The organism is Tepidimonas fonticaldi (assembly GCF_001675355.1).
Lineage (GTDB): Bacteria > Pseudomonadota > Gammaproteobacteria > Burkholderiales > Burkholderiaceae_C > Tepidimonas > Tepidimonas fonticaldi.
Genome location: NZ_LZDH01000006.1, coordinates 60,057 through 82,177 on the forward strand (window position 1 = coordinate 60,057; position 22,121 = coordinate 82,177).

Below are 22,121 nucleotides of genomic sequence, written 5' to 3' on the forward strand. Positions count from 1 at the left end.
GGCGTCAGACGCGCTTGAAGACCAGCGTGCCGTTGGTGCCGCCGAAGCCGAAGTTGTTCTTCAGCGCCACGTCGATGCGGGCATCCCGCGCCGTGTTGGCGCAGTAGTCCAGATCGCACTCGGCGTCCGCCTCGACCAGGTTGATGGTCGGCGGAATCTTCTGGTGATGCACGGCGAGGACGGTAAAGACGCTCTCCAGCCCGCCTGCGCCGCCCAGCAGGTGGCCGGTCATCGACTTGGTGGAACTGACGACCATGCGACGGGCGTGATCGCCCAGCGCGGCCTTGATGGCGTTGGTCTCGTTGACGTCGCCCAGCGGGGTGGAGGTGCCGTGCGCGTTGAGGTAGTCCACCTGGTCCGCATTCACGCCGGCGTTGCGCAGGGCGTTGAGCATGGCGCGGCGGGGGCCGTCCATGTTGGGGGCGGTCATGTGCCCCGCATCGGCGCTCATGCCGTAGCCGGCCAGCTCGGCGTAGATCTTGGCGCCGCGCGCCTTGGCGTGTTCGTACTCCTCCAGCACCAACACACCGGCCCCCTCGCCCAGCACGAAGCCGTCGCGGTCCTTGTCGAACGGGCGCGAGGCGGCCTGCGGATCGTCGTTGCGCGTGGACAAGGCCCGCATCGCGGCAAAGCCGCCGATGCCCAGCGGGGATACCGTGGATTCCGTCCCGCCGGCGATGACCACGTCCGCGTCGCCATACTCGATCATGCGCCCCGCCTCGCCGATGCAGTGCAGGCCGGTGGTGCAGGCCGTGACGACCGCCAGGTTGGGGCCTTTGAAGCCGTAGCGCATGGACACGTGGCCGGCCACCATGTTGATGATGGAGGCGGGCACGAAGAACGGCGAAATGCGGCGCGGCCCGCGGTTGGTGAGTTCCGTGTGCGTCGCCTCGATGAGCGGCAGGCCGCCGATGCCCGAGCCGATCACGCAGCCGATGCGACAGGCTTCGTCCTCGGACAGCGCCTCGCCCACCGGCAGGCCCGCGTCGGCCACGGCCTGGGCCGCGGCGGCGATGCCGTAGTGGATGAAGGTGTCCATCGTCCGCGCCTCTTTGGGCGGGATGTAGGACTCGAGGTCGAAGTTCTTGACCTCACCGGCGATCTGGCAGGCAAAGGCGCTGGCATCGAACTTGGTGATGCGGTCGATACCCGAGCGGCCCGCGAGCAAATTGGCCCAGGCCGCCTCCACCGTGTTGCCCACGGGACTGACGCAGCCCAAGCCGGTCACGACGACACGGCGGCGGCTCATGGGGGATCAGGCCTTCTGGTGCGCCTTGGCGTAGTCGATCGCCTGCTGCACGGTGGTGATCTTCTCGGCGTCCTCGTCAGGGATCTCGATGCCGAACTCGTCTTCGAGGGCCATCACCAGCTCCACGGTGTCGAGGGAGTCGGCACCCAGGTCGGCGACGAACGCCTTCTCGGGGGTGACCTGGCTCTCCTCCACGCCGAGTTGCTCGGCAATGATCTTCTTCACACGTGCTTCGATGTCGCTCATAGTTCCCTCTGCGGGTGGTTGAAAACAGCCCCGGCATTGTAGCGGCCCCGCCGCTGCGGGCCCGCCAGCCGGCGATCGGACGGGGATCAGGCCATGAACATGCCGCCGTTGACGTGCAGCTCCTGCCCGGTGATGTAGCCGGCCTGCGGGCTGGCCAAAAAGGCCACGGCATGCGCCACGTCGGCCGGTTTGCCCAGATGGCCCAGCGGAATCTGCGCCAGCAGTGCCTGCTGTTGCTGTGGCGGCAGGCTGGCGGTCATGTCGGTTTCGATGAAGCCCGGCGCCACGCAGTTGACGGTGATGCGCCGGCTGCCCAGCTCGCGCGCCAGGGCGCGCGTCATGCCCGCCACCCCGGCCTTGGCCGCCGCATAGTTGGCCTGCCCGGGGTTGCCCGAGGCGCCGACGACACTGGTGATGTTGACGATGCGGCCGTAGCGCTGCTTCATCATCGGGCGGATGGCGGCGCGACACAGACGGAACACCGCCTTCAGGTTGGTGTCGAGCACCGCGTCCCAGTCTTCATCCTTGAGCCGCATGGCCAGCATGTCGCGCGTGATGCCGGCGTTGTTGACCAGAATGTGCAACGCCCCGTGCTCTTTGACCAGCGCGTCCACCAGCGCCTCGGCGGCGGGGGCATCGTTGACGTCCAGGCACGCGCCGCGGCAGCTCTCGAAGCCGGCGAGCGCCTGCGTGATGCGCTGGGCGCCTTCCTCGCTGGTGGCGGTGCCGACGACGCGCACGCCACGGCCGGCCAGCTCGCGCGCAATGGCCGCGCCAATGCCGCGCGACGCGCCCGTGACCAAGGCCACCTGGCCCGCGAAAACCGGTTCAGACATGGAACGATATCCTCCTGCGAATTCGATGGGGTGCCAGCGGCGCGCGGATCAGCCCGCCAGCAGGGCGCGCACCTCGGCCAGCGTCGCGGGGTCGTAGAGGGCGGCGGCCTGCAGCTCCGGCGCGATGCGCTTGGTCAGCCCGGCCAGCACCTTGCCGGGGCCGCACTCGACGATGGCTTGCGCGCCGCGCGCGCGCAGCGCCTGCACGCACTCCACCCAGCGCACCGGGCCGGCGGCCTGGCGCACCAGGGCGTCGCGGATGCGCGCCGGGTCGGTCTCCACCGCGACGTCGATGTTGTTGACGACCGGAATCGCCGGGGTCTGGATGGTCACCTCGGCCAGCGCCGCGCGCAGCGCCTCAGCGGCCGGGCGCATCAGGCTGGAGTGGAACGGCGCCGACACCGGCAGCGGCAGCGCGCGCTTGGCGCCGCGCGCCTTGAGCACCTCACAGGCCTTGTCCACCGCGGCCTTGGAGCCGGCGATCACGGTCTGCGCCGGGTCGTTGAAGTTGACCGCCTCGACGACCTCGCCGCTGTCGGGCGCAAACGCAGCCTGTGCCTCGGCGCAGCCGGCGCGCACCGCCTCGGCGTCCAGCCCCAGGATGGCAGCCATCGCCCCGGCGCCCACCGGCACGGCCTGCTGCATGGCCTGCGCGCGCAGCCGCACCAGCGGCGCGGCCTGCGCCAGCGTCAGCGCCCCGGCCGCCACCAGGGCCGAGTACTCACCCAGCGAGTGGCCGGCCACGGCGATGGGGTCCGCCCCGCCCTCGGCCTTCCAGACGCGCCAGGCCGCCACGCCCGCCACCAGCATCACCGGCTGCGTGTTGGTGGTCAGCGCCAGCGCCTCCTTCGGCCCCTCGTGGATCAGGCGGCCCAGGTCCTCACCGAGCGCGTCGGAGGCCTCTTGCAGCGTGGCGCGCACCACCGGGTGGTCGCCCCAGGCGTCGAGCATGCCCACCGATTGCGAACCTTGGCCCGGAAACACGAATGCGAACGTCGTCATCTTGCGAATGCTCCCGCGTGTTGTGTCGTCAGTAGCGCACCAGCGCCGAGCCCCAGGTGAAGCCGCCGCCCACCCCTTCCAGCAACAGCAACTGGCCCGGTCGCACCTGCCCGGCGCGCACCGCGTGGTCCAGCGCCAGCGGAATCGACGCCGCCGACGTGTTGCCGTGCTGATCGACGGTGACGACGACCCGCTCCAGCGGCAGTTTGAGTTTGCGCGCCGTGCTTTGCATGATGCGGATGTTGGCCTGGTGTGGAATCAGCCAGTCGACATCGGCCTCGGTCTTGCCGGCCTTGCCCAGCGTGGTGCGAGCCGTCTCCTCCAGCACACCGACCGCCAGCTTGAACACCGCCTGCCCGTCCATGCGCAGCAGCGGCTCGCCCAGCACGTGGCCTCCGGCCACCGTGCCCGGCACGCACAGGATGCCGGTGTGGCGGCCATCGGCATGGAGGTCGGTGGCCAGCACCCCGGGGCCGTCGCCGTCGTGCTCGACGGCCTCCAGCACCACCGCACCGGCGCCGTCGCCGAACAGCACGCAGGTGGTGCGGTCGTCGAAGTCGAGGATGCGCGAGAACACCTCCGCGCCCACCACCAGCGCGCGGCGCGCGCCGCCGGTGCGGATCAGCGCGTCGGCCACCGTCAGCGCGTAGATGAAGCCGGTGCACACCGCCTGCACGTCGAACGCCGCGGCGCCGATCGGCCCGTGAGCGCCGGCGGCCTGCGCCGCCTCGTGCAGCTTGCGCTGCAGGATCGTGGCGGTGGACGGAAAGACCATGTCCGGCGTGGAGGTCGCCACGACGATCAGGTCCACCTCGTGCGGCTGGCGGCCGGCGGCAGCCAGCGCCTTGAGGCTGGCCTGCAGCGCCAGGTCGCTGGCCATCTCGCCATCGGCGGCGAAGTGGCGCGCGCGGATGCCGGTGCGCTCGACGATCCAGTCGTCGCTGGTCTCGAGCCCACGCGCGGCGAGCAGGGCCGTCATGTCGTGGTTGGTCAGGCGCTTGTCGGGCAGGTGGCTGCCCGTCCCGGTGATGCGGGCGTACAGACTCATCGGCGATCAGATTCCTGGCAATGGACGACGGAGCGCCCGCTCAGAGGGGGGTGGCAGCCGGCGACTCGCCCGACGGCGTCGCCATCAGGGGCGCCGCCCGGGCGATGCGGCGCTGCACGCGCTCGAGCAACCGGGCCTCGGCCGCATCATACGCGCGCCGCAGCGCCTGCTCGAAGGCAAACGCATCGGCCGAGCCGTGGCTCTTGAAAACCAGTCCGCGCAGACCAAGCAACGCTGCCCCGTTGTAGCGGCGGTGATCCACGCGGCGCTTGAAGCGCGCGAGCACCGGCCACGCCACCAGCGCCGCCAGCCGCGAATGCCAGCCGCGCCCGAACTCCTCGCGCAGGAAGGCCCCGATCATGCTGGCCAGGCCCTCGCTCGCCTTGAGCGCGACATTGCCCACGAAGCCGTCGCAGACGACGATGTCCGTGGTGCCCTTGAAGATGTCGTTGCCCTCGACGTTGCCGTGGAAATTGAGGTCGCCGCGGGCGGCCGCCTCGCGCAGCAACTGGCCGGCGCGCTTGATGACGTCGTTGCCCTTGATGACCTCTTCCCCGATGTTGAGCAGGCCCACACTCGGGTTTTCGCGGCCATTGGCGGCGACCAGGGCCGAGCCCATGACGGCAAACTGCAGCAGATGCTCCGCGGAGCAATCGACGTTGGCCCCCAGATCCAGCACGGTGGTCGCGCCGCCGGCCGCGTTGGGCATTTGGGTGGCGATCGCCGGGCGGTCGATGCCGTCCAGCGTCTTGAGCACATAGCGCGCGATGGCCATCAGCGCCCCGGTGTTGCCGGCCGACACCGCCACATCCGCCGCCCCGTCCTTGACCTGCGCGATGGCCACGCGCATGGACGAATCTTTCTTGCGGCGCAGGGCAACCTCGACGGGATCGTCCATCTCGACGACCTCCGCCGCGGGCACGACGGTGCAACGGCTGGCGTCCAGCCCCGGCGGCAGCGCGGACAGCACTTCGGGGCGACCCACCAGCAGCAGGCGCGCCTGAGGGTGCGCCGCCAAAAAGGCGGCGCAGGCCGGCAGAGTCACGGAGGGGCCGTGATCCCCCCCCATGCAATCGACGGCGATCCGGATCACGGCAGTTTCAGGCGACCGCACGCTCGACGCCGCGCCGCCCATGTCCGCCGTGGAGATCAAGCCTCGGACTTGTTCTTGAGGACCTGACGGCCGCGGTAGAAGCCGTTGGGGCTGATGTGGTGGCGCAGGTGCGTCTCGCCGGTGGTGGGCTCGACGGCGATGCCCGGCGCCGACAGCGCATTGTGCGAGCGGTGCATGCCGCGCTTGGACGGCGACTTCTTGTTTTGCTGAACGGCCATGATCGGTTCCTGGAATACGGGTGCTGGCTAAGAAAACCCTGCATTATACCCGGACCGTTCTTGCGAGCACAAATTCCATGGGCGGGCGGATCCCTTCGGTCAGGAGCGGCGCCCAGCCTTCAGGGCCGCCAGCGCCTCGAAGGGATTCGGACGCGATGCGGGCGATACGGGGGCCGCGGCCTCCCCTCCCGCCCCAAGACCCGCCCCGAGAGCATCGCCCACCGCCAGCGGCAGGGGGCGCGGGCACACCTCGTGCAGCGGCACCAGCGGCGCAGCCAGCAGCAGCTCCTCCTCCACCAGCTCCAGCAAGGGGTAGCGCGGACCGTCGAGCACCAGCAAATCTTCCTCGCAGGATTCGTCTTCCGCCTCGGCCGCGGCCTCGTTGGCGACGAAGCGGAACCAGCGATCCACCGTCACCGGCTGCCAGTACGGCTCCAGACAGCGCTGACAAACCAGCGGCACCCGGCCCTCGGCCTGCAGATGCAACCACAACTGCCGCGGCACCGCGGCACGCCGCCCACCGGCCAGCGCACGCACGGCCGCCGCCACCGCCGGCGGCGGATCGCGCCATTCGGCATGCACGCGCCAGCGGACGGCCTCTTGCGCCTGCCCCGGCAGATCGGGGGCGTCGGCCAGCACGCGGGGCAGGCGGGTCAGGGCAAACGCCCCCGACAGGCCGTCGCCGCGGCGCGTCAGCGCATCGACGTCGATCCAGTCGTGGGGCTCGGCGGCATGGGGGTTGGGGACACGCATACGGCGGATTATCCCCCGCCGGGTCAGCCGTGCCATACTGCCGCCATGAACATCGCCGACCTGCGCAAGAGCTACGAGAAGGCCGAGCTGAGCGAGGACGCCTCGCACGCCGATCCGCTGCGCCAGTTCGACCAATGGCTGCACGAGGCCATCCGCGCCGAGCTGCCCGAGCCCAACGCCATGACGCTGGCCACCGTCGGCAGCGACCTGCGGCCCAGCACCCGCGTGGTGCTCATCAAGGGCTACGACGAGCGCGGCATCGTCTGGTACACCAATTACGACAGCCGCAAGGGCCGTGAGCTGGCCGGCAACCCGTATGCGGCGCTGCAGTTCCACTGGGTGGAGCTGGAGCGCGTGGTGCGCATCGAGGGCGTGGTCGAGAAAGTCAGCCCCGAGGAAAGCGACGCCTACTACGCCAGCCGCCCCCTGGACAGCCGCATCGGCGCCTGGGCCAGCCCCCAGAGTCAGGTGATCGACGGCCGCGGCGTGCTGGTGGCCAACGCCGCCAAATATGCCGCGCAATTTTTGATGAACCCGCCGCGGCCGCCCCACTGGGGTGGTTTCCGCCTCAAACCCGACGCCTGGGAGTTCTGGCAGGGCCGCAAGAGCCGCCTGCACGACCGGCTGCGCTACCGGCGGGAGGACGGGCGTTGGATCCGGGAGCGGCTGGCCCCCTGAGCCCAACCCGCGGCGTCGCCCTGCTTCTACACCATCGAATCCAACCGGGTGGCCCGATCGGCCACCCGCGCCCTCGTGAGCGGTCTCGACATTAGGAGCCTGCAAACGTACAATTACACGTACAAATTGACCGACGCACTCCCATGGACGCCATCACCTACTCCGCCGCCCGGGCCAACTTGGCCAGCACCATGGACCGTGTGTGCAACGACCACGCACCGCTGATCATCACCCGCAAGGGTGAGCGGTCGGTGGTGATGCTGTCCCTCGAAGACTACAACGCCCTCGAAGAGACCGCCTACCTGTTGCGCAGCCCCGCCAACGCACAACGGCTGCTCGGGGCCATCGAGCAGCTCAACGCAGGGGGTGGCAGCGAACGGGCGCTGGCGGAATGAAGCTGATCTTTGCCGATGCCGCCTGGGAGGACTATCTCCACTGGCAGCAGCAAGACAGGCGGATGGTCGAGCGCATCAACAAACTGATCAAGGAAGTCCAGCGCGAGCCCTTCAGCGGCATCGGCAAGCCCGAACCCTTGAAACACGCCCTGACAGGCTACTGGTCACGGCGCATCACCGACGAACACCGGATGGTGTATAGGACAGAGGCGGACGCGCTGCTGATTGCACAGCTGCGGTATCACTACCTGGGCTGAGATCCCGCCGGTTGCCACCCCGACGGAGGTCGATCAGGCCGGGGACGCCATCGGCTCGATGGCCTGACTCGCCACCGCCTTCAGCGCATCGGCCGGCACCCGGTCCGGCGCAATCTGTGCCAGCGGCATCAGCACGAACGCGCGCTGTCCCATGCGCGGGTGGGGCACGGTGAGGTGCGGGGACTGGATGCGCGCGCTGCCGTAGAGCAGCAGGTCCAGATCCAGCGTGCGCGGGGCATTGCGATACGGACGCTCGCGGCCGGCGCGGGCCTCCAGCGCGTGCAGCGCCTGCAACAGCGCCGGGGCGCTCAGGTGGGTGGACACCGCAGCGACCGCATTGCAGTAGTCCGGCCCGTCGGCATCCACCGGCGCGGTGCGCCACAGGCCCGAAGCGGCGATGCGCCGTGTCTGCGGCAGCTCATCCAGCCACTGCAGCGCGGCCCGCACCTGCGCCGGGGCGTCACCCAGGTTGGCGCCGATGCCGATGTAGGCCGTGACGGCGTCACGCATCGGGTGCCCCGCCATCGGCCGGGGCGCCCCCACCCTCCCCGCCGCCAGAGGGCTTGCGCCGGCGCCGGCGGCGCTTGCGCGGCGCGGCCGGGCTTGGCGCCTCGCCATCCGGACCCTCCGGGGACGGCACCACTGCATCCGGTGCGGCGGTTGTGGCAGGGGCCGTGGCCTCGTCCCCGGTGGGGTCGTCGGCGCGCCGGCGGCGGCTGCGCGGGGTTTTGCCGGGCGCCTTGGCGCGCTGCTGCTCCAGCCGGACGGCCTCCACCATGTCGCGCCGCACGGCTTCGCCCGCCAGGCTGAAGGTCTCCCACCAGTGCGAGAGTTCTTCCTCCACCTCGCCCACCTGCGCACGCAGGCGCAGAAAATCGAAGCCGGCCCGAAAACGCGGCTGTTCCACCAGCGTGAAGGGGCTCTGCCCCGTGCGCTTGTCGAAGCGCGGCTGCATCATCCAGATCTCGCGCATGTCGGCGCCCAGCTTGCCGCGGCCGGAGACATCGCCGATGCGCGACTCGAACACCTCGTCCACCGCCTCGGCCAGGGCCGGAAACGGCGGCACCCCCTCGCCCAGGCGACGCTGCCACGCCGTGCGCACGTCCTGCCACAGCACGCAGGCGAGCAAAAAGCTCGGTGCCACCGGCTTGCCCTCGGCCACGCGGCGGTCGGTGTCCTGCAGCGCCGCGCGCACGAAGGGATCCTCCCCCCGCTCGACCACCACATCCAGCAGCGGGTAGATGCCGCGTGCCAGCCCGTTGGCGCGCAGCGCCTCCACACTGGCGATGGCGTGCCCGGTCTGCAGGAGCTTGAGCATCTCGTCGAACAGCCGGCTGGGCGGCACGTCGGCCAGCAGCGGCAGGTGCGCCGCCATGGGCGCGCGGGTTTTGTCGTCGAGCTTGAAGCCCAAGCCGCTGAGCTTGGCCGCAAAACGCACGGCGCGAATGATGCGCACCGGATCCTCGCGGTAGCGGGTGGGCGGGTCCCCGATCATGCGCAGCACACGCTTGCGGGCGTCGCGAATGCCCTGGTGGAAATCGACCACGGTTTCGGTCTCCGGGTCGTAGTACATGGCGTTGATGGTGAAGTCGCGCCGCGCCGCGTCCTGCTCGATCGGCCCCCAGACGTTGTCGCGCAGCACGCGGCCGCTGGCGTCCACCGCCAGCGACACCCCGGCCAGGGCGCGTTTGGAGCGCTCATCCCCCACCACGGGCTCGGCCGCCGCCGAATCCAGGTAAGCCCGGAAGGTCGAAACCTCGATGACCTCGTGCTCGCGCCCGCGGCCGAACACCACATGCACGATGCGAAAACGCCGCCCGATGATGAAGGCGCGCCGAAACAGCGCCTTGACCTGCTCCGGCGTGGCGTTGGTGGCAACGTCGAAGTCCTTGGGCCGCAGGCCCAGCAGCAGGTCGCGCACCGCGCCGCCCACGATGTAGGCCTCGTAGCCCGCGCGTTTGAGGGTGTGCACCACGTCCAGCGCCCGGCCATCGACCAGCGAGGGGTCGATGCCGTGCACGGACACCGGCACGTCCTCGCGCTTGCCAAAGCGGGACCGGCGCAAGGTGGGGCGCACCGTTTTGTCCAGCAGTTTGTCGATCAGCGTCTTGATCATGGGAGAGGGTCGAACAGGTCCAGGATGCGCCAGCCGCGCTCGCGCGCCAGTTGACGCAAACCCGCCCCCGGATTGGTGGCGACGGGCACGTCGGCGCGCTCCAGCAGGGGCAGGTCGTTGGTGGAGTCGGAATAAAAGGTCACATGCACGCCGTCCCAGTCCAGCCCCTGGGCCGCCAGCCACTGCGCCACGCGCGTGACCTTGCCCTCGCGAAACGAGGGCACGCCACGGATGGCCCCGGTGATCCAGCCGTCGGGGCCGCGCTCCAGCTCCACGGCGATCAGCGTCTCGACCCCCAGCGCGTGGGCGATCGGCCGGGTGACGAACTCGTTGGTGGCGGTGACGATGGCCACCCGGTCGCCGCACTCGCGGTGCGCGGCCAGCAAGGCGCGGGCAGCGGGCCGAATCGCCGGCTCGATCACCTCGGCCATGAAGCGCGCATGCGCCTCGGCGGCCGCCTGCGGGCCGCGCACGCGCACCGCGTCGGTGGCAAAACGCACATAGGCATGCACATCCAGCCGGCCCGCCTGGTAATCGGCAAAAAAGGCGTCGTTGCGCCGCGCAAAGTCCACCGGATCGGTCCACCCGATGCGGGTGGTGAACTCACCCCAGGCGTAGTCCGAATCGAGCGGCAGCAGCGTGTGGTCCAGGTCGAACAGGGCGATACCCACTCGGCCCCCCGTGCTTTGTGGCGAGGTGGCGGCAGGTGACGGAACGGGTACGGCGGTCGGGGTCATCGTAGCGAGGCAATCCATCGGCGTCATTCGGCGGTCCATGCACGGTCGATGCGCGCTCACTCGGCCGCCAGCATCGCCCGCACCAGCGGGATGGTGATGGCGCGCTGGGTGCGCAGCGCATAGCCATCCAGCCGGTCCAGCAGCGCCATCAGGCTGGACAGATCGCGCGCAAAGCGGTTGAGCATGAAGTCCATGACCTCGTCGGACAGCGCGATGCCCCGGGCATCGGCCGCGCGGCGCAGCACGGCGCGGCGCGCCGGCTCGTCCAGCGGTTGCAATTGGAACACATGGCCCCAGCCCAGGCGACTGCGCAAATCCTCGCGCAACGGCAGATCGGCCGGGGGGCGGTCGCCGCACGCCAGCACCGCACGCTGCGGCCCAACCGCCGGGGACTGGGCGTTGACGAACCAATTGAAGGCCGCGGCCTGCTGAGCGGCCGTGTAGAGCTGCACATCGTCCAGCAGCACGGCCGACCACCGTTCGTCGAAAGGCGCGGGGCGGGTCACCTCGGCCCCCAGCCAGCCCACCGACTCGCCCCGCCCCAGCAGCGACTGGGCCACGGCGCGCAGCAGGTGCGTCTTGCCGCTGCCGGGCGGCCCCCATAGATAAATGGGCAGCGGCGCGCGCGGCTGCGCCTGAACCCACAGCCGCAGGTGTTCCCAGGCCGGCTCGTTGCCGTCGGGCACGAAGTTGGCCAAGGTCGGCATGGGCGCCAGCCCCAGGTCGAGGATGAGCTGCTCCACTCAGTCCTCCTCCGGCGAGCGCGCCGCGTCGCGCGGGCGGTACAACGGGCTGCTGACGTACAAGCCCTGCACGCGCCGCACGGCCACCAGCAGCACTGCCGATGCGGGCAGCGCGATCAACACGCCCACGAAGCCGAACAGGTGCCCAAACGCCATGAGAGCAAAGATAACGCCGATGGGGTGCAGCCCGATGCGCTCGCCAACCAGCCGGGGGGTGAGAAAAAAGCTCTCGATCACCTGCCCCGCCCCGTACACCGCCGCGACCAGCAGCACGCCCAGCAGGCTCTGAAACTGCAACAGCGCCGCGAGCAGGGCCAACACCAACCCCAACCCAAAGCCCAGATACGGCACGAACACCGCCAGCCCCGTGAAGACCCCGATGGGCACCGCGAGCTTGAGGCCCACCAGCGCCAAAGCGACGGCGTAGAACACCGCCAGCGCCCCCATGACCAGCAACTGACCGCGCAGGTACTGCCCCAGGACCGCATCGGCCTCGGCCAGAAACCGCCCGACGGCCGGGCGCCACGGCGGCGGCACCAGCGCGCGGCAGCGCGTCACCGCCGCATCCCAGTCGAGCAGCAGGTAGTAGGCCACCACTGGCATCAACACCAGATTGCCCAGCACCGCCAGCATCGCACTCCCGCCGATGCGCAGCGAAGCCAGCACATGGTCCAGCAACTGCCCTTCGTGGCCGCTGATCAGGCGCCGCAGCAGCGCGCGCACGCCCTCCACGTCGATGGCGATGTCAAAGCCGTGGCGCTGCGCCAGCGGCACCAGCCAGGCGTTGAGCCGCTCCAGCAGCGGCGGAATCTGCTCGCGCAGCAAGGGCCACTGCTGGGTGACGACCGGCACGATGATCAGCACCACCGCCAACAGCACCAGCATCAGCAGGGCGATGGCCAGCCCGGCGCCCAGCCATTGGGGCACCCGGCGCGCGGCCAACCACGCCACCACCGGCCGCAGCGCGTAGGCCAACACCGCCGCCACCACGAACGGCAACAACACCGGCGCGAGCAGCGACACCCCCCACCAGCCGGCGACGGCCAGGGCCAGCCACAGCAGAACCTGTCGTTGGGAATCGGTCAGCAGCATCGGGGCGGTCACAGCGGCGGGCAAACGCCCCCATCGCGGCCGACCGGGGCACCCGTACAATCGCGGGGATTCTACCGACCCCATGAACACGACACCCCTCTCCTACAAAGACGCCGGCGTGGACATCGACGCCGGCGACGCGCTCGTCGAGCGCATCAAGCCGCTGGCCCGCCGCACGATGCGCGAGGGGGTGCTGGCCGGCATCGGCGGCTTCGGCGCGCTGTTCGAGGTCCCCAAGCGCTACCGCGAGCCGGTGCTGGTCAGCGGCACCGACGGCGTCGGCACCAAGCTCAAGCTCGCCTTCGAGTGGGACATGCACGACGGCGTCGGCATCGACCTCGTGGCGATGAGCGTCAACGACGTGCTGGTGCAGGGGGCCGAGCCGCTGTTCTTCCTCGACTACTTCGCCTGCGGCAAGCTCGACGTCGACACCGCCGCGCGCGTGGTGGCCGGCATCGCCCGCGGCTGCGAGGAATCCGGCTGCGCGCTGATCGGCGGCGAGACCGCCGAGATGCCCGGCATGTACCCGCCCGGCGAGTACGACCTGGCGGGGTTCTGCGTCGGCGTGGTGGAAAAGTCGCGCATCCTCACCGGCGCCGACGTGCGCGCCGGCGACGTGGTGCTGGGCCTGGCCTCCAACGGCGTGCACTCCAACGGCTTCAGCCTGGTGCGCAAGTGCCTGGAGCGCGCCGGCGCCAACCTGCCGGCCACGCTGGACGGCCGGCCGCTGCGCGAGGCCGTCATGGCCCCGACGCGGCTGTACGTCAAGCCGGTGCTGGCCGCGCTGCAGCAACACCCGATCAAGGCGCTGGCGCACATCACCGGCGGCGGCCTGCTGGAAAACATCCCGCGTGTGCTGCCCGAGGGGCTGGCGGCGCACCTGGTCAAGGGCAGCTGGCCGCAGAGCGAACTGTTCGGCTGGCTGCAGCGCACCGCCGGCATCGACGACCACGAGATGAACCGCACCTTCAACAACGGCATCGGCATGGTGGTGGTGGTCGCAGCCGACCACGCCGACGCCACGGCGGCGACCCTGCGCGCGCAGGGCGAGACGGTCTATCCCATCGGCACCATCGCGCCGCGCGGCGACGGGGCCGCCGTCATCGTGCGCTGACGGGCCTATCGTCCACGGGGGCGGCCGCCCCCATCCATCCTCCAACCCCTCGCCGTCAGGCCGCCCCGCCGCGCAGCTCGCGCACGCGCTGGGCAATCGCATCCGCTTCCAGCGGATCGTCGGCGTGGGCCAGGTACGCCTCCAGATCCGGCAGCGCCCGGCTGGGCTGCCCCAGTTCGGCCCAGGCCAGTCCGCGATCGCGCACCTCGGTCCAGGCCTCGGGCAGCAGCACGATCAGGCGGTCGAGCACCGGAATGAGGCGCTGCCAGTCCTCCTGCGTGCGGTGGATCTCCTTCAGGTTGCGCAGCACCCGCGCCACGATGTCGCGCGGCGCCGCGGCCTGCAGATACAGGCCCACCGGCACATCGAAGTCGTCCACCAGCCCGTTGCGGCGCTTGTAGGGCTCCAGCCGCTCGGCCAGATCCTCGCGGCTGAGGGAGTGGCCGGTGAACGGATCCAGAATCACCTGCCCCTGCGGCAGATTGACCTTGACCAAAAAGTGCCCGGGGAAGTTGACCCCGGCCGCGCGCAAACGGATGCCCTGCGCCAGTTCCAGCCAGATCACCGCCAGGCTGATCGGGATGCCGCGGCGGGTGCGCAGCACCGTGTGCAGATAGCTGTTTTCCGGGTCGTAGTAGTCGTTGACGTTGCCGCCAAACCCCAGATCGTGAAAGAAAAATTGGTTGAGCACGCGCAGCCGGTGCAGGTGCCCCGCGTCTGCCGGCAGGCGCCGGCGCAGCCGCTCGAGCAGCCGGTCCACCCCGTCGAGCACCGCCTGGACGTCGAGGTCGGGATACTCATCCAAAGCGACGGCGGCCGTGGCCTCCAGCAACGGAAACCCCTCGTCCTGCGCCACCAGCGAGGCGAAGTAGTCGAGCGAAGAAGGTGCCCGCGCGGCCCAGTTCATGCCGCTACTTTCGCACAAACTGGCGCAACGGCAAACCGGCCAGGGCCAACACCCCAAAGTAGGCCGCGCCGGCCCCCAGCACACCGGCGGTCAGCACCGCCGCGCGCAACGCGCGACCGTCGGAGTGGGTCCAGTCATACGCCTGCGCCAGCCACAGCAGGTACACCGCCAGCACCACGGCGGCGGCCAGCACCTGCAACGCAAAACGGCCCCAGCCCGGCTGCGGCACATAGGCCCGCCGCCGCACCAGCCCGGTCAGCAGCCACCCGGCGTTGAGCAGCGCCCCCAGGCCAATCGCCAGCGCCAGTCCCGCATGGGCCAGATGCGGCACCAGCACCGCATTCATCACCTGGGTGAAGATCAACACCACCACGGCAATGCGCACCGGCGTGCGGATGTCCTGCCGGGCATAGAAGCCCGGCGCCAGCACCTTGATGGCGATCAGCCCGAGCAGCCCCACGCCGTACCCCATTAACGCCTGCGCGGTCTGCCGCACATCGGCCGCCGTGAAAGCACCGTAGTGGTACAGCACCGCCACGAGCGGCTGGGCAAACACCAGCAACCCGACGGCGCTGGGCACGGCCAGCAGCACCACCCAGCGCAACCCCCAGTCCAGCAGGCGGCTGTACCGGTCACCGTCGCCCGCCGCCTGCGCCGCCGCCAACTGCGGCAACAGCACCACCCCCAGCGCCACCCCCAGCAGCGCCGTGGGAAACTCCATCAACCGGTCGGCGTAGGTCAGCCACGACACGCTGCCCGTGGCCAGATGCGACGCGATCTGGGTGTTGATCAACAGGGACACCTGGGCCACGCTCACCCCCAGCAGGGCCGGCCCCATCAGCGTCAGGATGCGGCGCGTGCCCGGGTGCTGCCAGCCGGCGCGCAGCCCCGCGCGGGTCAACCGCACACGGGGCAGCAGCCCCAGCCGCGCCAGCGCGGGGATCTGCACGCCCAGCTGCAGCACCCCCCCCAGCATGACGCCACCGGCCAGGGCATAGATGGGCTCCAGGCCCCAGCGCCCCAGCACCGGCGCCCCCCACCACGCCGCGCCGATCATGGCCACGTTGAGCAGCACCGGGGTCGCAGCCGGCACCGCAAAGCGCCGCCAGGTGTTGAGGATGCCGGCACTCAGCGCCACCAGCGACATGAAGCCAATGTAGGGGAACATCCAGCGCGTCAGCACCACGGCCACGTCGAAGCCGTGCGGGTTTTGCTGCAGGCCCGCCGCCATCGCCCACACCAGCAGCGGGGCGCCAGCCACCCCGATCACGCAGGTCAGCAGCAACGCCGCGACCAGCAGCGTCGCCACGCGGTCGATCAGCTCGCGCGTGGCGGCGTCGCCATCCGTCTCGCGCGTGGCGGCCAGCACCGGCACGAACGCCTGCGAAAACGCCCCCTCGGCAAACAAGCGGCGCAGCAGATTGGGGATGCGAAACGCGACATTGAAGGCGTCGGTCAGCGCACTGGCCCCGAAGGTAGCGGCGATCAGCAGCTCCCGCACCAGGCCGGTGATGCGCGACGCCAGCGTCAGCAGCGAGACGATCGAAGCGGATTTGAACAGCGACACGGCGCGAGTGTAGCCGCGCGCCTACAATGGCCCGACATGACCATCCTGAACGCCGATCTGCACTGCCACTCCACGGTTTCCGACGGCACGCTTGCGCCCGAGGCGCTGGCCGAGCGCGCCAAAGCCAACGGGGTGGAGCTGTGGTCGCTGACCGACCACGACGAGGTCGGCGGCCAGCACCGGGCGGCAGCGGCGGCCCACGCACTCGGCCTGCCCTACCTGAGCGGCGTGGAAATTTCGGTCACCTTCGCCGGCCTGACGGTGCACATCGTCGGCCTGGGGGTGGACCCGGACGATCCCCAACTCATGCAGGGCCTCGCACACACGCGCGGCGGGCGCGAGCGGCGCGCGCGCGAGATGGCGGACCAGCTCGCCGCCGTCGGCATCCGGGGCGCGTTCGAAGGCGCGCTCAAATACGTGGGCAACCCAGAGCTCATCTCGCGCACGCACTTTGCGCGGTTTCTGGTCGAGGCGGGCGTCTGCCACGACACGCACGAGGTGTTTCGGCGCTTTCTGACCGAGGGCAAACCTGGCTACGTGGAGCACCACTGGGCCACCCTGGGCGACGCCGTGCGCTGGATCACCCAGGCCGGCGGCATCGCCGTCATCGCCCATCCGGCGCGCTATGCCCACCCCAACCCCACGCAGGAATACGCGCTGTTCGCCGAATTCGCGGCGCACGGCGGCCGGGCGGTGGAGGTGGTCACCGGCAGCCACAGCAGCGCCGAGGCCGTGCGCTATGCCGACATGGCGCTGGAGTTTGGGCTGGCCGCCTCGCGCGGCAGCGACTTCCACAGCCCCGACGAGTCGCACATCGACCTGGGCGCCCTGCCCTACCTGGACGGTCGACTGACCCCCGTGTGGGAGCTGCTGGCCCACCGCATCCAGCACTGACGCCGGGGACGGCGCGCATGGCCCAGTTTTTCGAGGTCCACCCGGACAACCCGCAACCCCGCCTGCTGCGCCAGGCCGCCCAGGCCCTGCAGGGCGGCGCCGTGCTGGCCGTGCCCACGGACTCCAGCTATGCCCTGGTGTGCCACCTGGACGACAAGGCGGCCGTGGAGCGGCTGCGGCGCATCCGCGGCGTGGACGAGCGCCACCACCTGACGCTGCTGTGCCGCGACCTGTCCGAGCTGGCCGCCTATGCACGGGTAGACAACCGCCAGTACCGCCTGCTCAAGGCCGCCACCCCGGGGCCGTACACCTTCATCCTGGAGGCGAGCAAGGAAGTCCCGCGCCGCGTCAGCCACCCCTCGCGCAAGACCATCGGCCTGCGCGTGCCCGAACACCGCGCCCTGCGCGAGCTGCTGGCCCTGCACGGCGCCCCCCTGCTCGGCGCCACGCTGATCCTGCCGGGCGACGAGGGGCCGTTGAACGATGCGCACACCATCCGCGAACGGCTGGAACACGCCGTGGCCGCCGTCATCGACGCCGGCGCCTGCCCGCTGGAGCCCACCACCGTCGTCGATCTGACGCCGATGGGCACCGGCGGCGACCCCGAGGTGCTGCGCATCGGGCGCGGACCGCTCGCACCGCTGGGCCTGTAAGGCCCGCCCCCGCGCCACCTGCGACAATCCCGCCATGGACCTGGCCCAGATCATCCAGACCGTCGCGATCTACGCGCTGCCGGTGCTGTTTGCCATCACCGTGCACGAAGCCGCGCATGGCTACGCCGCGCGCCACTTTGGCGACCCGACGGCCGAGCGGCTGGGCCGCATCACGCTCAACCCCATGCGGCACATCGATCCGATCGGCACCATCGCCATGCCGCTGCTGCTGTACTTCGCCACGGCCGGGGCCTTTCTGTTCGGGTACGCCAAGCCGGTGCCGGTCAACTTCGGTCGGCTGCGCCACCCCAAGCGCGACATGGTCTGGGTGGCCCTGGCCGGCCCGGCGGCCAATCTGGCGCAGGCCATCGCCTGGGCCGCCGCGGGCTATCTGCTCGTCGCGCTGGACGTGCAGGAGCCGTTCTTCAACGGCATGGCCCGCGCAGGCGTCCTGGTCAATCTGGTCATGTTCGCCTTCAACCTGTTCCCGCTGCCGCCGCTGGACGGCGGGCGTATCCTGGTCGGGCTGCTGCCCATGCGCCCGGCCATGACGCTGTCGCGCGTCGAGCCGTATGGCTTTTTCATCGTTCTGGCGCTGGTCGTGACCGGCGTGGTCAGCACCCTGTGGCTGCGCCCGCTCATGCAGATCACCGCCCAAGCCATCGAGTGGCTGCTCACGCCGCTGCGCTGGCTGCTGTTCTGAGTGCGGGCCCCGGCCCGCTCCACGCCCATCGTTCCTCCATGACCACCGTCCGCGTCCTCACCGGCATCAAACCCTCCGGCACTCCGCACCTGGGCAACTACGTCGGCGCCATCCGCCCGACGGTGCGCGCCAGCCGCGAGCCGGGCATCGACAGCTACCTGTTCCTCGCCGACTACCACGCCCTCATCTCCACCCACGACCCGGCGCGCGTGCAGCGCTCGACACTGGAGATCGCCGCCACCTGGATCGCCTGCGGACTGGACCCCGAGCGCGTCACCTTCTACCGCCAGTCCGACATCCCCGAAATCCCGGAGCTGACCTGGCTGCTGGCCTGCGTCTGCGGCAAGGGGCTGCTCAACCGCGCCCACGCCTACAAGGCGGCGGTGGACAAAAACACCGCCGACGGGCGCGACGCCGACGACGGCGTCACCATGGGCCTGTTCATGTACCCCGTGCTGATGGCGGCCGACATCCTCATGTTCAATGCGCACCGCGTGCCCGTGGGCCGCGACCAGATCCAGCACATCGAAATGGCGCGCGATCTGGCCTCCAGCTTCAACCACCACTACGGCGAGCATTTCACGCTGCCGGAGGCCGTGATCGACGAACAGGTGGCCACCCTGCCCGGCCTGGACGGCCGCAAGATGAGCAAGAGCTACGACAACGTCATCCCGCTGTTCGCCCCGCGCGAGCAGCTGCGGCGGCTCATCATGGGCATCGTCACCGACTCCCGCGCGCCGGGCGAACCCAAAGACACCGAGGGCTCGGCGCTGTTCCAGATCTACCAGGCCTTCGCCACGGCCGAGGAAACCGCCGCCCTGGCGCGCGACTTTGCCGCCGGCATCGCCTGGGCCGAGGCCAAAGAGCGGCTGTTCGAGCGCATCGACCGCGAAATCGCCCCCATGCGCGCGACCTACGACGACCTGATGGCGCACCCGCAGCGGGTGGAGGCCCTGCTGCGCGCGGGCGCGGCCAAGGCGCGCGTGCAGGCCACGCCGTTCACCGCACGGCTGCGCGCCGCCGTCGGTCTGCGGCCCCTGGACGACCTGGCCCCGCCCCCCGCCGCCGAGGCAACCGGCACCAAGGTCGCACCGCCGGTTTTCAAGCAGTACCGCGAAAGCGACGGCCGCTTCTATTTCAAGCTGACCGACGCCAAGGGCCATGTGCTGCTGCAAAGCACGGGGTTCGACTCGCCCAAGGCCGCGGGACAGGCCGTCGCCCGCCTCAAGGCCGAAGGCTGGAGCGGCTCCCCGGATCTGCACGCACTGCTCGAGGCGTACGCGCCGGCCGAACGCATCGATGCTGCCCTGGCCCTGCTGCGCGAGGCCTGAACGCGGGCCGGCCGAGTCCCAAAGCCACCCCTTGTGGGCCTGCTACAATAGCAGGCTTGTCGACCGCGGAGAGATGGCAGAGTGGTCGAATGCGCCGGACTCGAAATCCGGTATACGGGTCTTCCCCGTATCGAGGGTTCGAATCCCTCTCTCTCCGCCAATTTTGACAGTTTTACTGGGCTTTCCGCAGGGTTTTGACGGCAAACCCGCCTAAAAACCCGCCTTTCCCGAAGTGATGGGATGCGATGGGGTAAGGCCCTGTGAGACGATGAAAAAGGCCGCCCCGAAATGGCGGCCTTTTTGCTTCAGCCCGACCAAACCGAGGCCGTTATCGCGCGCTTTGAGACCTTCCTTCAGTTGCCGCGTCTCGGACTATATGGGCGGTTTCAATCCACACCCGGCTCAAACGCCGGGTGATGCGCGCAGGCCAGTCGTACCATCCGGCTGGGTAAAGCGAAAGAGGCGCCCCTTGCCGGCAATGGCCTCGACGCTGGCCTGGTGGTCCACCAGCACCGGCAGCTCCTCGCCGTCGGCGTTCTGCAGGCCAGAGAGGTCGATCACCACGTCGCCGTGCCAGCCGTAGGCCGGCACCACGCCGCCGGAGTAGGCGATGCCCTCGAAGCGCAGCGCGCCGCCGTCACGGTCGGCGGGCCGGACGGCAAAGGTCAGGGTGTGCAGGCGCTTGTGTGACTCCATGCTCGCCGATGGTGGCGAGCGGGTCGCGGCGCGTCTGGGTGAACGGGTTCGTCGGCAGCGATCGCGTCGCGGCGCATCTGGCTTGCTGCCGCAGCTCAGCGCAATGCGTAGTCGCGCCCGTCCTGCAGCTTGGCGCCGCGCAGCAATTCCCGTATACTGACGAAGCGCCCCGTGGTCGGCTGGGCTGTCTGAACCCCTTGTGGGGCGGAGTAGGACGGTAAGATCCCCGGCGGGGCGCTTTCTATTTGCACGGCAGCCAAGGCGTGCAGCAGGCGCGGGTCTCCATAGTCTTTGACCGTCAGCTGCACACGGAACAGGCGGTCGCCGATCATCAGCGCCGCCCACATCCTGAGCACGGCTACAACATCTGGGTTGCGGTGCCGCTCGTCTTCGTGCCGCTCGCCGACGACCGCCGTCAGCGCCAGCTGCTCCAAAGCGGCCAACGCGCGCAGCTCATCGGCGCTCTGGTCGGCGTTGTCGCCCATTTTCTTGCGCGAGCGCTTGTTGATCCTGAGCAGCCAACCCGTATCCTCGTTGGGCAGGCCGCTTTCGGCCTGCAGCGCGCGCAAGTGTGCATTGGCCGCGCGCGCCAGTTGCATGTAGGCGAGATTGGCCCCGAACTCGTTGCCCGTGATCTCGACCACCGGGACCACGCCGATTTGCGCCAAGCCTGGCCGCTCGCCCCAGAAATCCAGCGATGCCAGCCTTGGCTTGGGGACTTGCGCATTCAGGCCGGACAGCCAGCCGTAGGCCGGCGGCACGCATCCGACGGACGGGGCTTGACGCTTGCCGGCCAGGCTCTGCCGCTTGCAGACGGATAGCCTCTCATCGCGCAGCTTGTTGAGCCTTTCCCCCCACCGCCTCGGGTCTCCCCCCCAGCCCTCATCCGGCACGGCCTCGGCGGGGATGCTTTGCGTCACGCCGCCGCGGCGCTGGGCCTCGCGGGCTGAGACCTGACGCAGCGAGCAGCGGCAGCGAAAGCCGCATGGCGGGCTCCACCGCTTCCAGATCGGATCGTCCACCGGACGGATGACGCCATCCATGGCCAGGTGCGATGGGCGCGTGCGGCTGTCGTTGATGGCGTCGTACATCAGATAGGGCAGATCGTCCTTGACCTCCTCGAAGCGCCGCCAGTGCCCGGCCATGTAGGCCGTCTGCACCGCGTTGCGGTAGACGGTCTCCAGGCGGTGGCGCGGCATCTTCCAGTCCTGCTGCGCGGCCCACCGGCGGTTTCAATCCACACCCGGCTCAAACGCCGGGTGATGGGCGGTGTCAAGCACCAAGTGCAACAGTGGAATCACTGAAGGGAGTGTCTGGCTTGGGTGAGCTTCTGCAGCATGGCCTGGTAGACGGCGATCGGAGGGTAGAAGCCGTGGATGGCGCGCGGTCGATGCCCGAGCCGGTCGGCGATCGCATCGAGCTCTTCCTGGCTGTAGACCGACAGGTTCGTGCCCTTGGGCAGGTACTGGCGCAGCAGGCCGTTGATGTTCTGATGAAACCGCAAGCGGTTTTCGCAACTGCCCCGCTGCCACGGACTGCGCGGGTCGCAGAAGTAGACCCGGATGCCGGTGGCCTCAGACAGTTCCGGGTGGCGCGCCATTTCCTTGCCGCGGTCGTAGGTCAGGGGGTAATCCCCCCGAAATCCAGCGCTCCGAGAAGTAGAGCTATGCGGCCATGGCCAGCCGCTGTTTTGGGGTGATGCCGCCCAAGGCCATGTTCGGGCGCTCGTGGTTGTAGCGCCACATCCATTGCGTGGCAAACTCGCGGACCTC

Annotated in this window: 26 protein-coding genes, 1 tRNA gene and 2 pseudogenes; 9 read left to right on the forward strand and 20 right to left on the reverse strand. The window is 69.9% G+C overall.

Features of this window, described 5'->3' with window-relative positions:
* Positions 1-4: 4 nt before the first annotated feature.
* The 8 genes from fabF to A9O67_RS01470 all read right to left on the reverse strand — a co-directional run bounded on the left by fabF (position 5) and on the right by A9O67_RS01470 (position 6,466).
* Positions 5-1,249 (reverse strand): beta-ketoacyl-ACP synthase II, encoded by a 1,245-nt coding sequence (gene fabF, locus A9O67_RS01435; protein ID WP_068606666.1) that lies wholly within the window; start codon positions 1,247-1,249, stop codon positions 5-7.
* 6 nt (positions 1,250-1,255) lie between these two features.
* Positions 1,256-1,495: an acyl carrier protein gene (gene acpP / locus A9O67_RS01440; protein WP_068606668.1), complete on the reverse strand. Its 240-nt coding sequence runs from the start codon at positions 1,493-1,495 to the stop codon at positions 1,256-1,258.
* Positions 1,496-1,581: 86 nt separating this feature from the next.
* Entirely contained in the window at positions 1,582-2,331 is a 750-nt protein-coding gene (gene fabG, locus A9O67_RS01445; RefSeq protein ID WP_068606670.1) for a 3-oxoacyl-ACP reductase FabG, read from the reverse strand.
* A 48-nt stretch (positions 2,332-2,379) separates the two neighbouring features.
* The gene (gene fabD / locus A9O67_RS01450; RefSeq protein ID WP_068606672.1) at positions 2,380-3,333 is read right to left on the reverse strand and encodes an ACP S-malonyltransferase; all 954 of its coding nucleotides are present in this window, start codon (positions 3,331-3,333) and stop codon (positions 2,380-2,382) included.
* 28 nt (positions 3,334-3,361) lie between these two features.
* Complete coding sequence (locus A9O67_RS01455; protein WP_068606674.1) at positions 3,362-4,381, reverse strand: beta-ketoacyl-ACP synthase III; 1,020 nt, start codon at positions 4,379-4,381, stop codon at positions 3,362-3,364.
* A gap of 40 nt (positions 4,382-4,421) precedes the next feature.
* A complete protein-coding gene (gene plsX / locus A9O67_RS01460; RefSeq protein WP_068606723.1) occupies positions 4,422-5,474 on the reverse strand; it encodes a phosphate acyltransferase PlsX in 1,053 nt (350 codons plus the stop codon).
* 56 nt (positions 5,475-5,530) lie between these two features.
* On the reverse strand, positions 5,531-5,713 hold the full coding sequence (gene rpmF / locus A9O67_RS01465; protein WP_068606675.1) for a 50S ribosomal protein L32: 183 nt from the start codon (positions 5,711-5,713) through the stop codon (positions 5,531-5,533).
* Between the two features lie 99 nt (positions 5,714-5,812).
* Positions 5,813-6,466, reverse strand: coding sequence for a YceD family protein (locus tag A9O67_RS01470; RefSeq protein WP_068606677.1), 654 nt, complete (start codon positions 6,464-6,466; stop codon positions 5,813-5,815).
* A gap of 45 nt (positions 6,467-6,511) precedes the next feature.
* On the opposite strand from A9O67_RS01470, the gene pdxH reads away from it, so the two are divergent.
* The 3 genes from pdxH (at position 6,512) to A9O67_RS01485 (ending at position 7,796) form a co-directional block, all read left to right on the forward strand.
* The gene (gene pdxH / locus A9O67_RS01475) at positions 6,512-7,144 is read left to right on the forward strand and encodes a pyridoxamine 5'-phosphate oxidase (protein ID WP_068606679.1); all 633 of its coding nucleotides are present in this window, start codon (positions 6,512-6,514) and stop codon (positions 7,142-7,144) included.
* Positions 7,145-7,287: 143 nt separating this feature from the next.
* Positions 7,288-7,539 carry a type II toxin-antitoxin system Phd/YefM family antitoxin gene (locus A9O67_RS01480; protein ID WP_068606681.1) on the forward strand — a complete coding sequence of 84 codons (252 nt, stop codon included), beginning with the start codon at positions 7,288-7,290 and terminating at the stop codon, positions 7,537-7,539.
* Positions 7,536-7,796: a Txe/YoeB family addiction module toxin gene (locus A9O67_RS01485; RefSeq protein ID WP_068606683.1), complete on the forward strand. Its 261-nt coding sequence runs from the start codon at positions 7,536-7,538 to the stop codon at positions 7,794-7,796. The genes A9O67_RS01480 and A9O67_RS01485 overlap by 4 nt, the downstream gene beginning before the upstream one ends.
* A gap of 33 nt (positions 7,797-7,829) precedes the next feature.
* On the opposite strand, the gene folK is transcribed toward A9O67_RS01485, so the two are convergent.
* The 5 genes from folK to A9O67_RS01510 form a co-directional block, all read right to left on the reverse strand.
* On the reverse strand, positions 7,830-8,306 hold the full coding sequence (folK, locus tag A9O67_RS01490; RefSeq protein WP_082955274.1) for a 2-amino-4-hydroxy-6-hydroxymethyldihydropteridine diphosphokinase: 477 nt from the start codon (positions 8,304-8,306) through the stop codon (positions 7,830-7,832).
* Complete coding sequence (gene pcnB / locus A9O67_RS01495) at positions 8,299-9,912, reverse strand: polynucleotide adenylyltransferase PcnB (protein WP_068606687.1); 1,614 nt, start codon at positions 9,910-9,912, stop codon at positions 8,299-8,301. The genes folK and pcnB overlap by 8 nt, the downstream gene beginning before the upstream one ends.
* Positions 9,909-10,583: an HAD family hydrolase gene (locus A9O67_RS01500; RefSeq protein WP_068606689.1), complete on the reverse strand. Its 675-nt coding sequence runs from the start codon at positions 10,581-10,583 to the stop codon at positions 9,909-9,911. Before A9O67_RS01500 ends, pcnB begins: the two co-directional genes overlap by 4 nt.
* A 122-nt stretch (positions 10,584-10,705) precedes the next feature.
* Entirely contained in the window at positions 10,706-11,392 is a 687-nt protein-coding gene (hda, locus tag A9O67_RS01505; protein WP_068606691.1) for a DnaA regulatory inactivator Hda, read from the reverse strand.
* On the reverse strand, positions 11,393-12,484 hold the full coding sequence (locus tag A9O67_RS01510) for an AI-2E family transporter (RefSeq protein ID WP_082955275.1): 1,092 nt from the start codon (positions 12,482-12,484) through the stop codon (positions 11,393-11,395).
* An 82-nt stretch (positions 12,485-12,566) separates the two neighbouring features.
* Between A9O67_RS01510 and purM the strand changes: the two genes are divergently transcribed.
* Complete coding sequence (gene purM / locus A9O67_RS01515; protein WP_068606695.1) at positions 12,567-13,598, forward strand: phosphoribosylformylglycinamidine cyclo-ligase; 1,032 nt, start codon at positions 12,567-12,569, stop codon at positions 13,596-13,598.
* A gap of 55 nt (positions 13,599-13,653) precedes the next feature.
* Here the strand turns inward: purM and A9O67_RS01520 are convergent, their stop codons facing one another.
* Positions 13,654-14,505, reverse strand: coding sequence for a SirB1 family protein (locus A9O67_RS01520; RefSeq protein WP_068606697.1), 852 nt, complete (start codon positions 14,503-14,505; stop codon positions 13,654-13,656).
* Positions 14,506-14,509: 4 nt separating this feature from the next.
* Positions 14,510-16,072 (reverse strand): murein biosynthesis integral membrane protein MurJ, encoded by a 1,563-nt coding sequence (murJ, locus tag A9O67_RS01525; protein WP_068606699.1) that lies wholly within the window; start codon positions 16,070-16,072, stop codon positions 14,510-14,512.
* Between the two features lie 36 nt (positions 16,073-16,108).
* Between murJ and A9O67_RS01530 the strand changes: the two genes are divergently transcribed.
* The 5 genes from A9O67_RS01530 to A9O67_RS01550 all read left to right on the forward strand — a co-directional run bounded on the left by A9O67_RS01530 (position 16,109) and on the right by A9O67_RS01550 (position 19,813).
* Positions 16,109-16,966, forward strand: a complete 858-nt coding sequence (locus A9O67_RS01530; protein WP_068606701.1) for a 3',5'-nucleoside bisphosphate phosphatase — start codon at positions 16,109-16,111, stop codon at positions 16,964-16,966.
* 17 nt (positions 16,967-16,983) lie between these two features.
* On the forward strand, positions 16,984-17,619 hold the full coding sequence (locus A9O67_RS01535) for an L-threonylcarbamoyladenylate synthase (RefSeq protein ID WP_068606703.1): 636 nt from the start codon (positions 16,984-16,986) through the stop codon (positions 17,617-17,619).
* Positions 17,620-17,653: 34 nt separating this feature from the next.
* Positions 17,654-18,322 carry a site-2 protease family protein gene (locus A9O67_RS01540; RefSeq protein WP_068606705.1) on the forward strand — a complete coding sequence of 223 codons (669 nt, stop codon included), beginning with the start codon at positions 17,654-17,656 and terminating at the stop codon, positions 18,320-18,322.
* A gap of 38 nt (positions 18,323-18,360) precedes the next feature.
* Complete coding sequence (locus tag A9O67_RS01545; RefSeq protein ID WP_068606707.1) at positions 18,361-19,653, forward strand: tryptophan--tRNA ligase; 1,293 nt, start codon at positions 18,361-18,363, stop codon at positions 19,651-19,653.
* A gap of 67 nt (positions 19,654-19,720) precedes the next feature.
* A tRNA-Ser gene (locus tag A9O67_RS01550) sits at positions 19,721-19,813 on the forward strand.
* Positions 19,814-20,055: 242 nt separating this feature from the next.
* On the opposite strand, the gene A9O67_RS01555 is transcribed toward A9O67_RS01550, so the two are convergent.
* From A9O67_RS01555 to A9O67_RS13320, 5 genes and pseudogenes are all read right to left on the reverse strand, one after another.
* Positions 20,056-20,349, reverse strand: coding sequence for a hypothetical protein (locus tag A9O67_RS01555; protein WP_068606710.1), 294 nt, complete (start codon positions 20,347-20,349; stop codon positions 20,056-20,058).
* A gap of 95 nt (positions 20,350-20,444) precedes the next feature.
* Complete coding sequence (locus A9O67_RS13915; RefSeq protein WP_269451549.1) at positions 20,445-20,948, reverse strand: LPD3 domain-containing protein; 504 nt, start codon at positions 20,946-20,948, stop codon at positions 20,445-20,447.
* Positions 20,949-21,314: 366 nt separating this feature from the next.
* Positions 21,315-21,551 (reverse strand): annotated as a pseudogene (locus A9O67_RS13920) (phage head morphogenesis protein); the annotation flags it as partial.
* Between the two features lie 95 nt (positions 21,552-21,646).
* Positions 21,647-21,973: pseudogene (locus tag A9O67_RS01565) on the reverse strand (IS30 family transposase); the annotation flags it as partial.
* 40 nt (positions 21,974-22,013) lie between these two features.
* Positions 22,014-22,121, reverse strand: a 108-nt coding sequence (locus A9O67_RS13320) for an integrase core domain-containing protein (RefSeq protein WP_156682219.1), incomplete at its 5' end; no start/stop codon positions are given.

Coding starts and splice junctions, on each gene's coding strand:
- folK (WP_082955274.1), bottom strand. CDS start 8,306: ATGCGTGACGCCGTCACGGCCTACATCGGCATCGGCGCCAACCTGGGT.
- A9O67_RS01485 (WP_068606683.1), top strand. CDS start 7,536: ATGAAGCTGATCTTTGCCGATGCCGCCTGGGAGGACTATCTCCACTGG.
- rpmF (WP_068606675.1), bottom strand. CDS start 5,713: ATGGCCGTTCAGCAAAACAAGAAGTCGCCGTCCAAGCGCGGCATGCAC.
- pcnB (WP_068606687.1), bottom strand. CDS start 9,912: ATGATCAAGACGCTGATCGACAAACTGCTGGACAAAACGGTGCGCCCC.
- A9O67_RS01510 (WP_082955275.1), bottom strand. CDS start 12,484: ATGCTGCTGACCGATTCCCAACGACAGGTTCTGCTGTGGCTGGCCCTG.
- A9O67_RS01520 (WP_068606697.1), bottom strand. CDS start 14,505: ATGAACTGGGCCGCGCGGGCACCTTCTTCGCTCGACTACTTCGCCTCG.
- A9O67_RS01540 (WP_068606705.1), top strand. CDS start 17,654: ATGGACCTGGCCCAGATCATCCAGACCGTCGCGATCTACGCGCTGCCG.
- A9O67_RS01480 (WP_068606681.1), top strand. CDS start 7,288: ATGGACGCCATCACCTACTCCGCCGCCCGGGCCAACTTGGCCAGCACC.
- fabF (WP_068606666.1), bottom strand. CDS start 1,249: ATGAGCCGCCGCCGTGTCGTCGTGACCGGCTTGGGCTGCGTCAGTCCC.
- A9O67_RS01555 (WP_068606710.1), bottom strand. CDS start 20,349: ATGGAGTCACACAAGCGCCTGCACACCCTGACCTTTGCCGTCCGGCCC.
- A9O67_RS01545 (WP_068606707.1), top strand. CDS start 18,361: ATGACCACCGTCCGCGTCCTCACCGGCATCAAACCCTCCGGCACTCCG.
- A9O67_RS01535 (WP_068606703.1), top strand. CDS start 16,984: ATGGCCCAGTTTTTCGAGGTCCACCCGGACAACCCGCAACCCCGCCTG.
- A9O67_RS01455 (WP_068606674.1), bottom strand. CDS start 4,381: ATGAGTCTGTACGCCCGCATCACCGGGACGGGCAGCCACCTGCCCGAC.
- purM (WP_068606695.1), top strand. CDS start 12,567: ATGAACACGACACCCCTCTCCTACAAAGACGCCGGCGTGGACATCGAC.
- pdxH (WP_068606679.1), top strand. CDS start 6,512: ATGAACATCGCCGACCTGCGCAAGAGCTACGAGAAGGCCGAGCTGAGC.
- acpP (WP_068606668.1), bottom strand. CDS start 1,495: ATGAGCGACATCGAAGCACGTGTGAAGAAGATCATTGCCGAGCAACTC.
- fabD (WP_068606672.1), bottom strand. CDS start 3,333: ATGACGACGTTCGCATTCGTGTTTCCGGGCCAAGGTTCGCAATCGGTG.
- fabG (WP_068606670.1), bottom strand. CDS start 2,331: ATGTCTGAACCGGTTTTCGCGGGCCAGGTGGCCTTGGTCACGGGCGCG.
- A9O67_RS01530 (WP_068606701.1), top strand. CDS start 16,109: ATGACCATCCTGAACGCCGATCTGCACTGCCACTCCACGGTTTCCGAC.
- A9O67_RS01470 (WP_068606677.1), bottom strand. CDS start 6,466: ATGCGTGTCCCCAACCCCCATGCCGCCGAGCCCCACGACTGGATCGAC.
- A9O67_RS13915 (WP_269451549.1), bottom strand. CDS start 20,948: ATGCAACTGGCGCGCGCGGCCAATGCACACTTGCGCGCGCTGCAGGCC.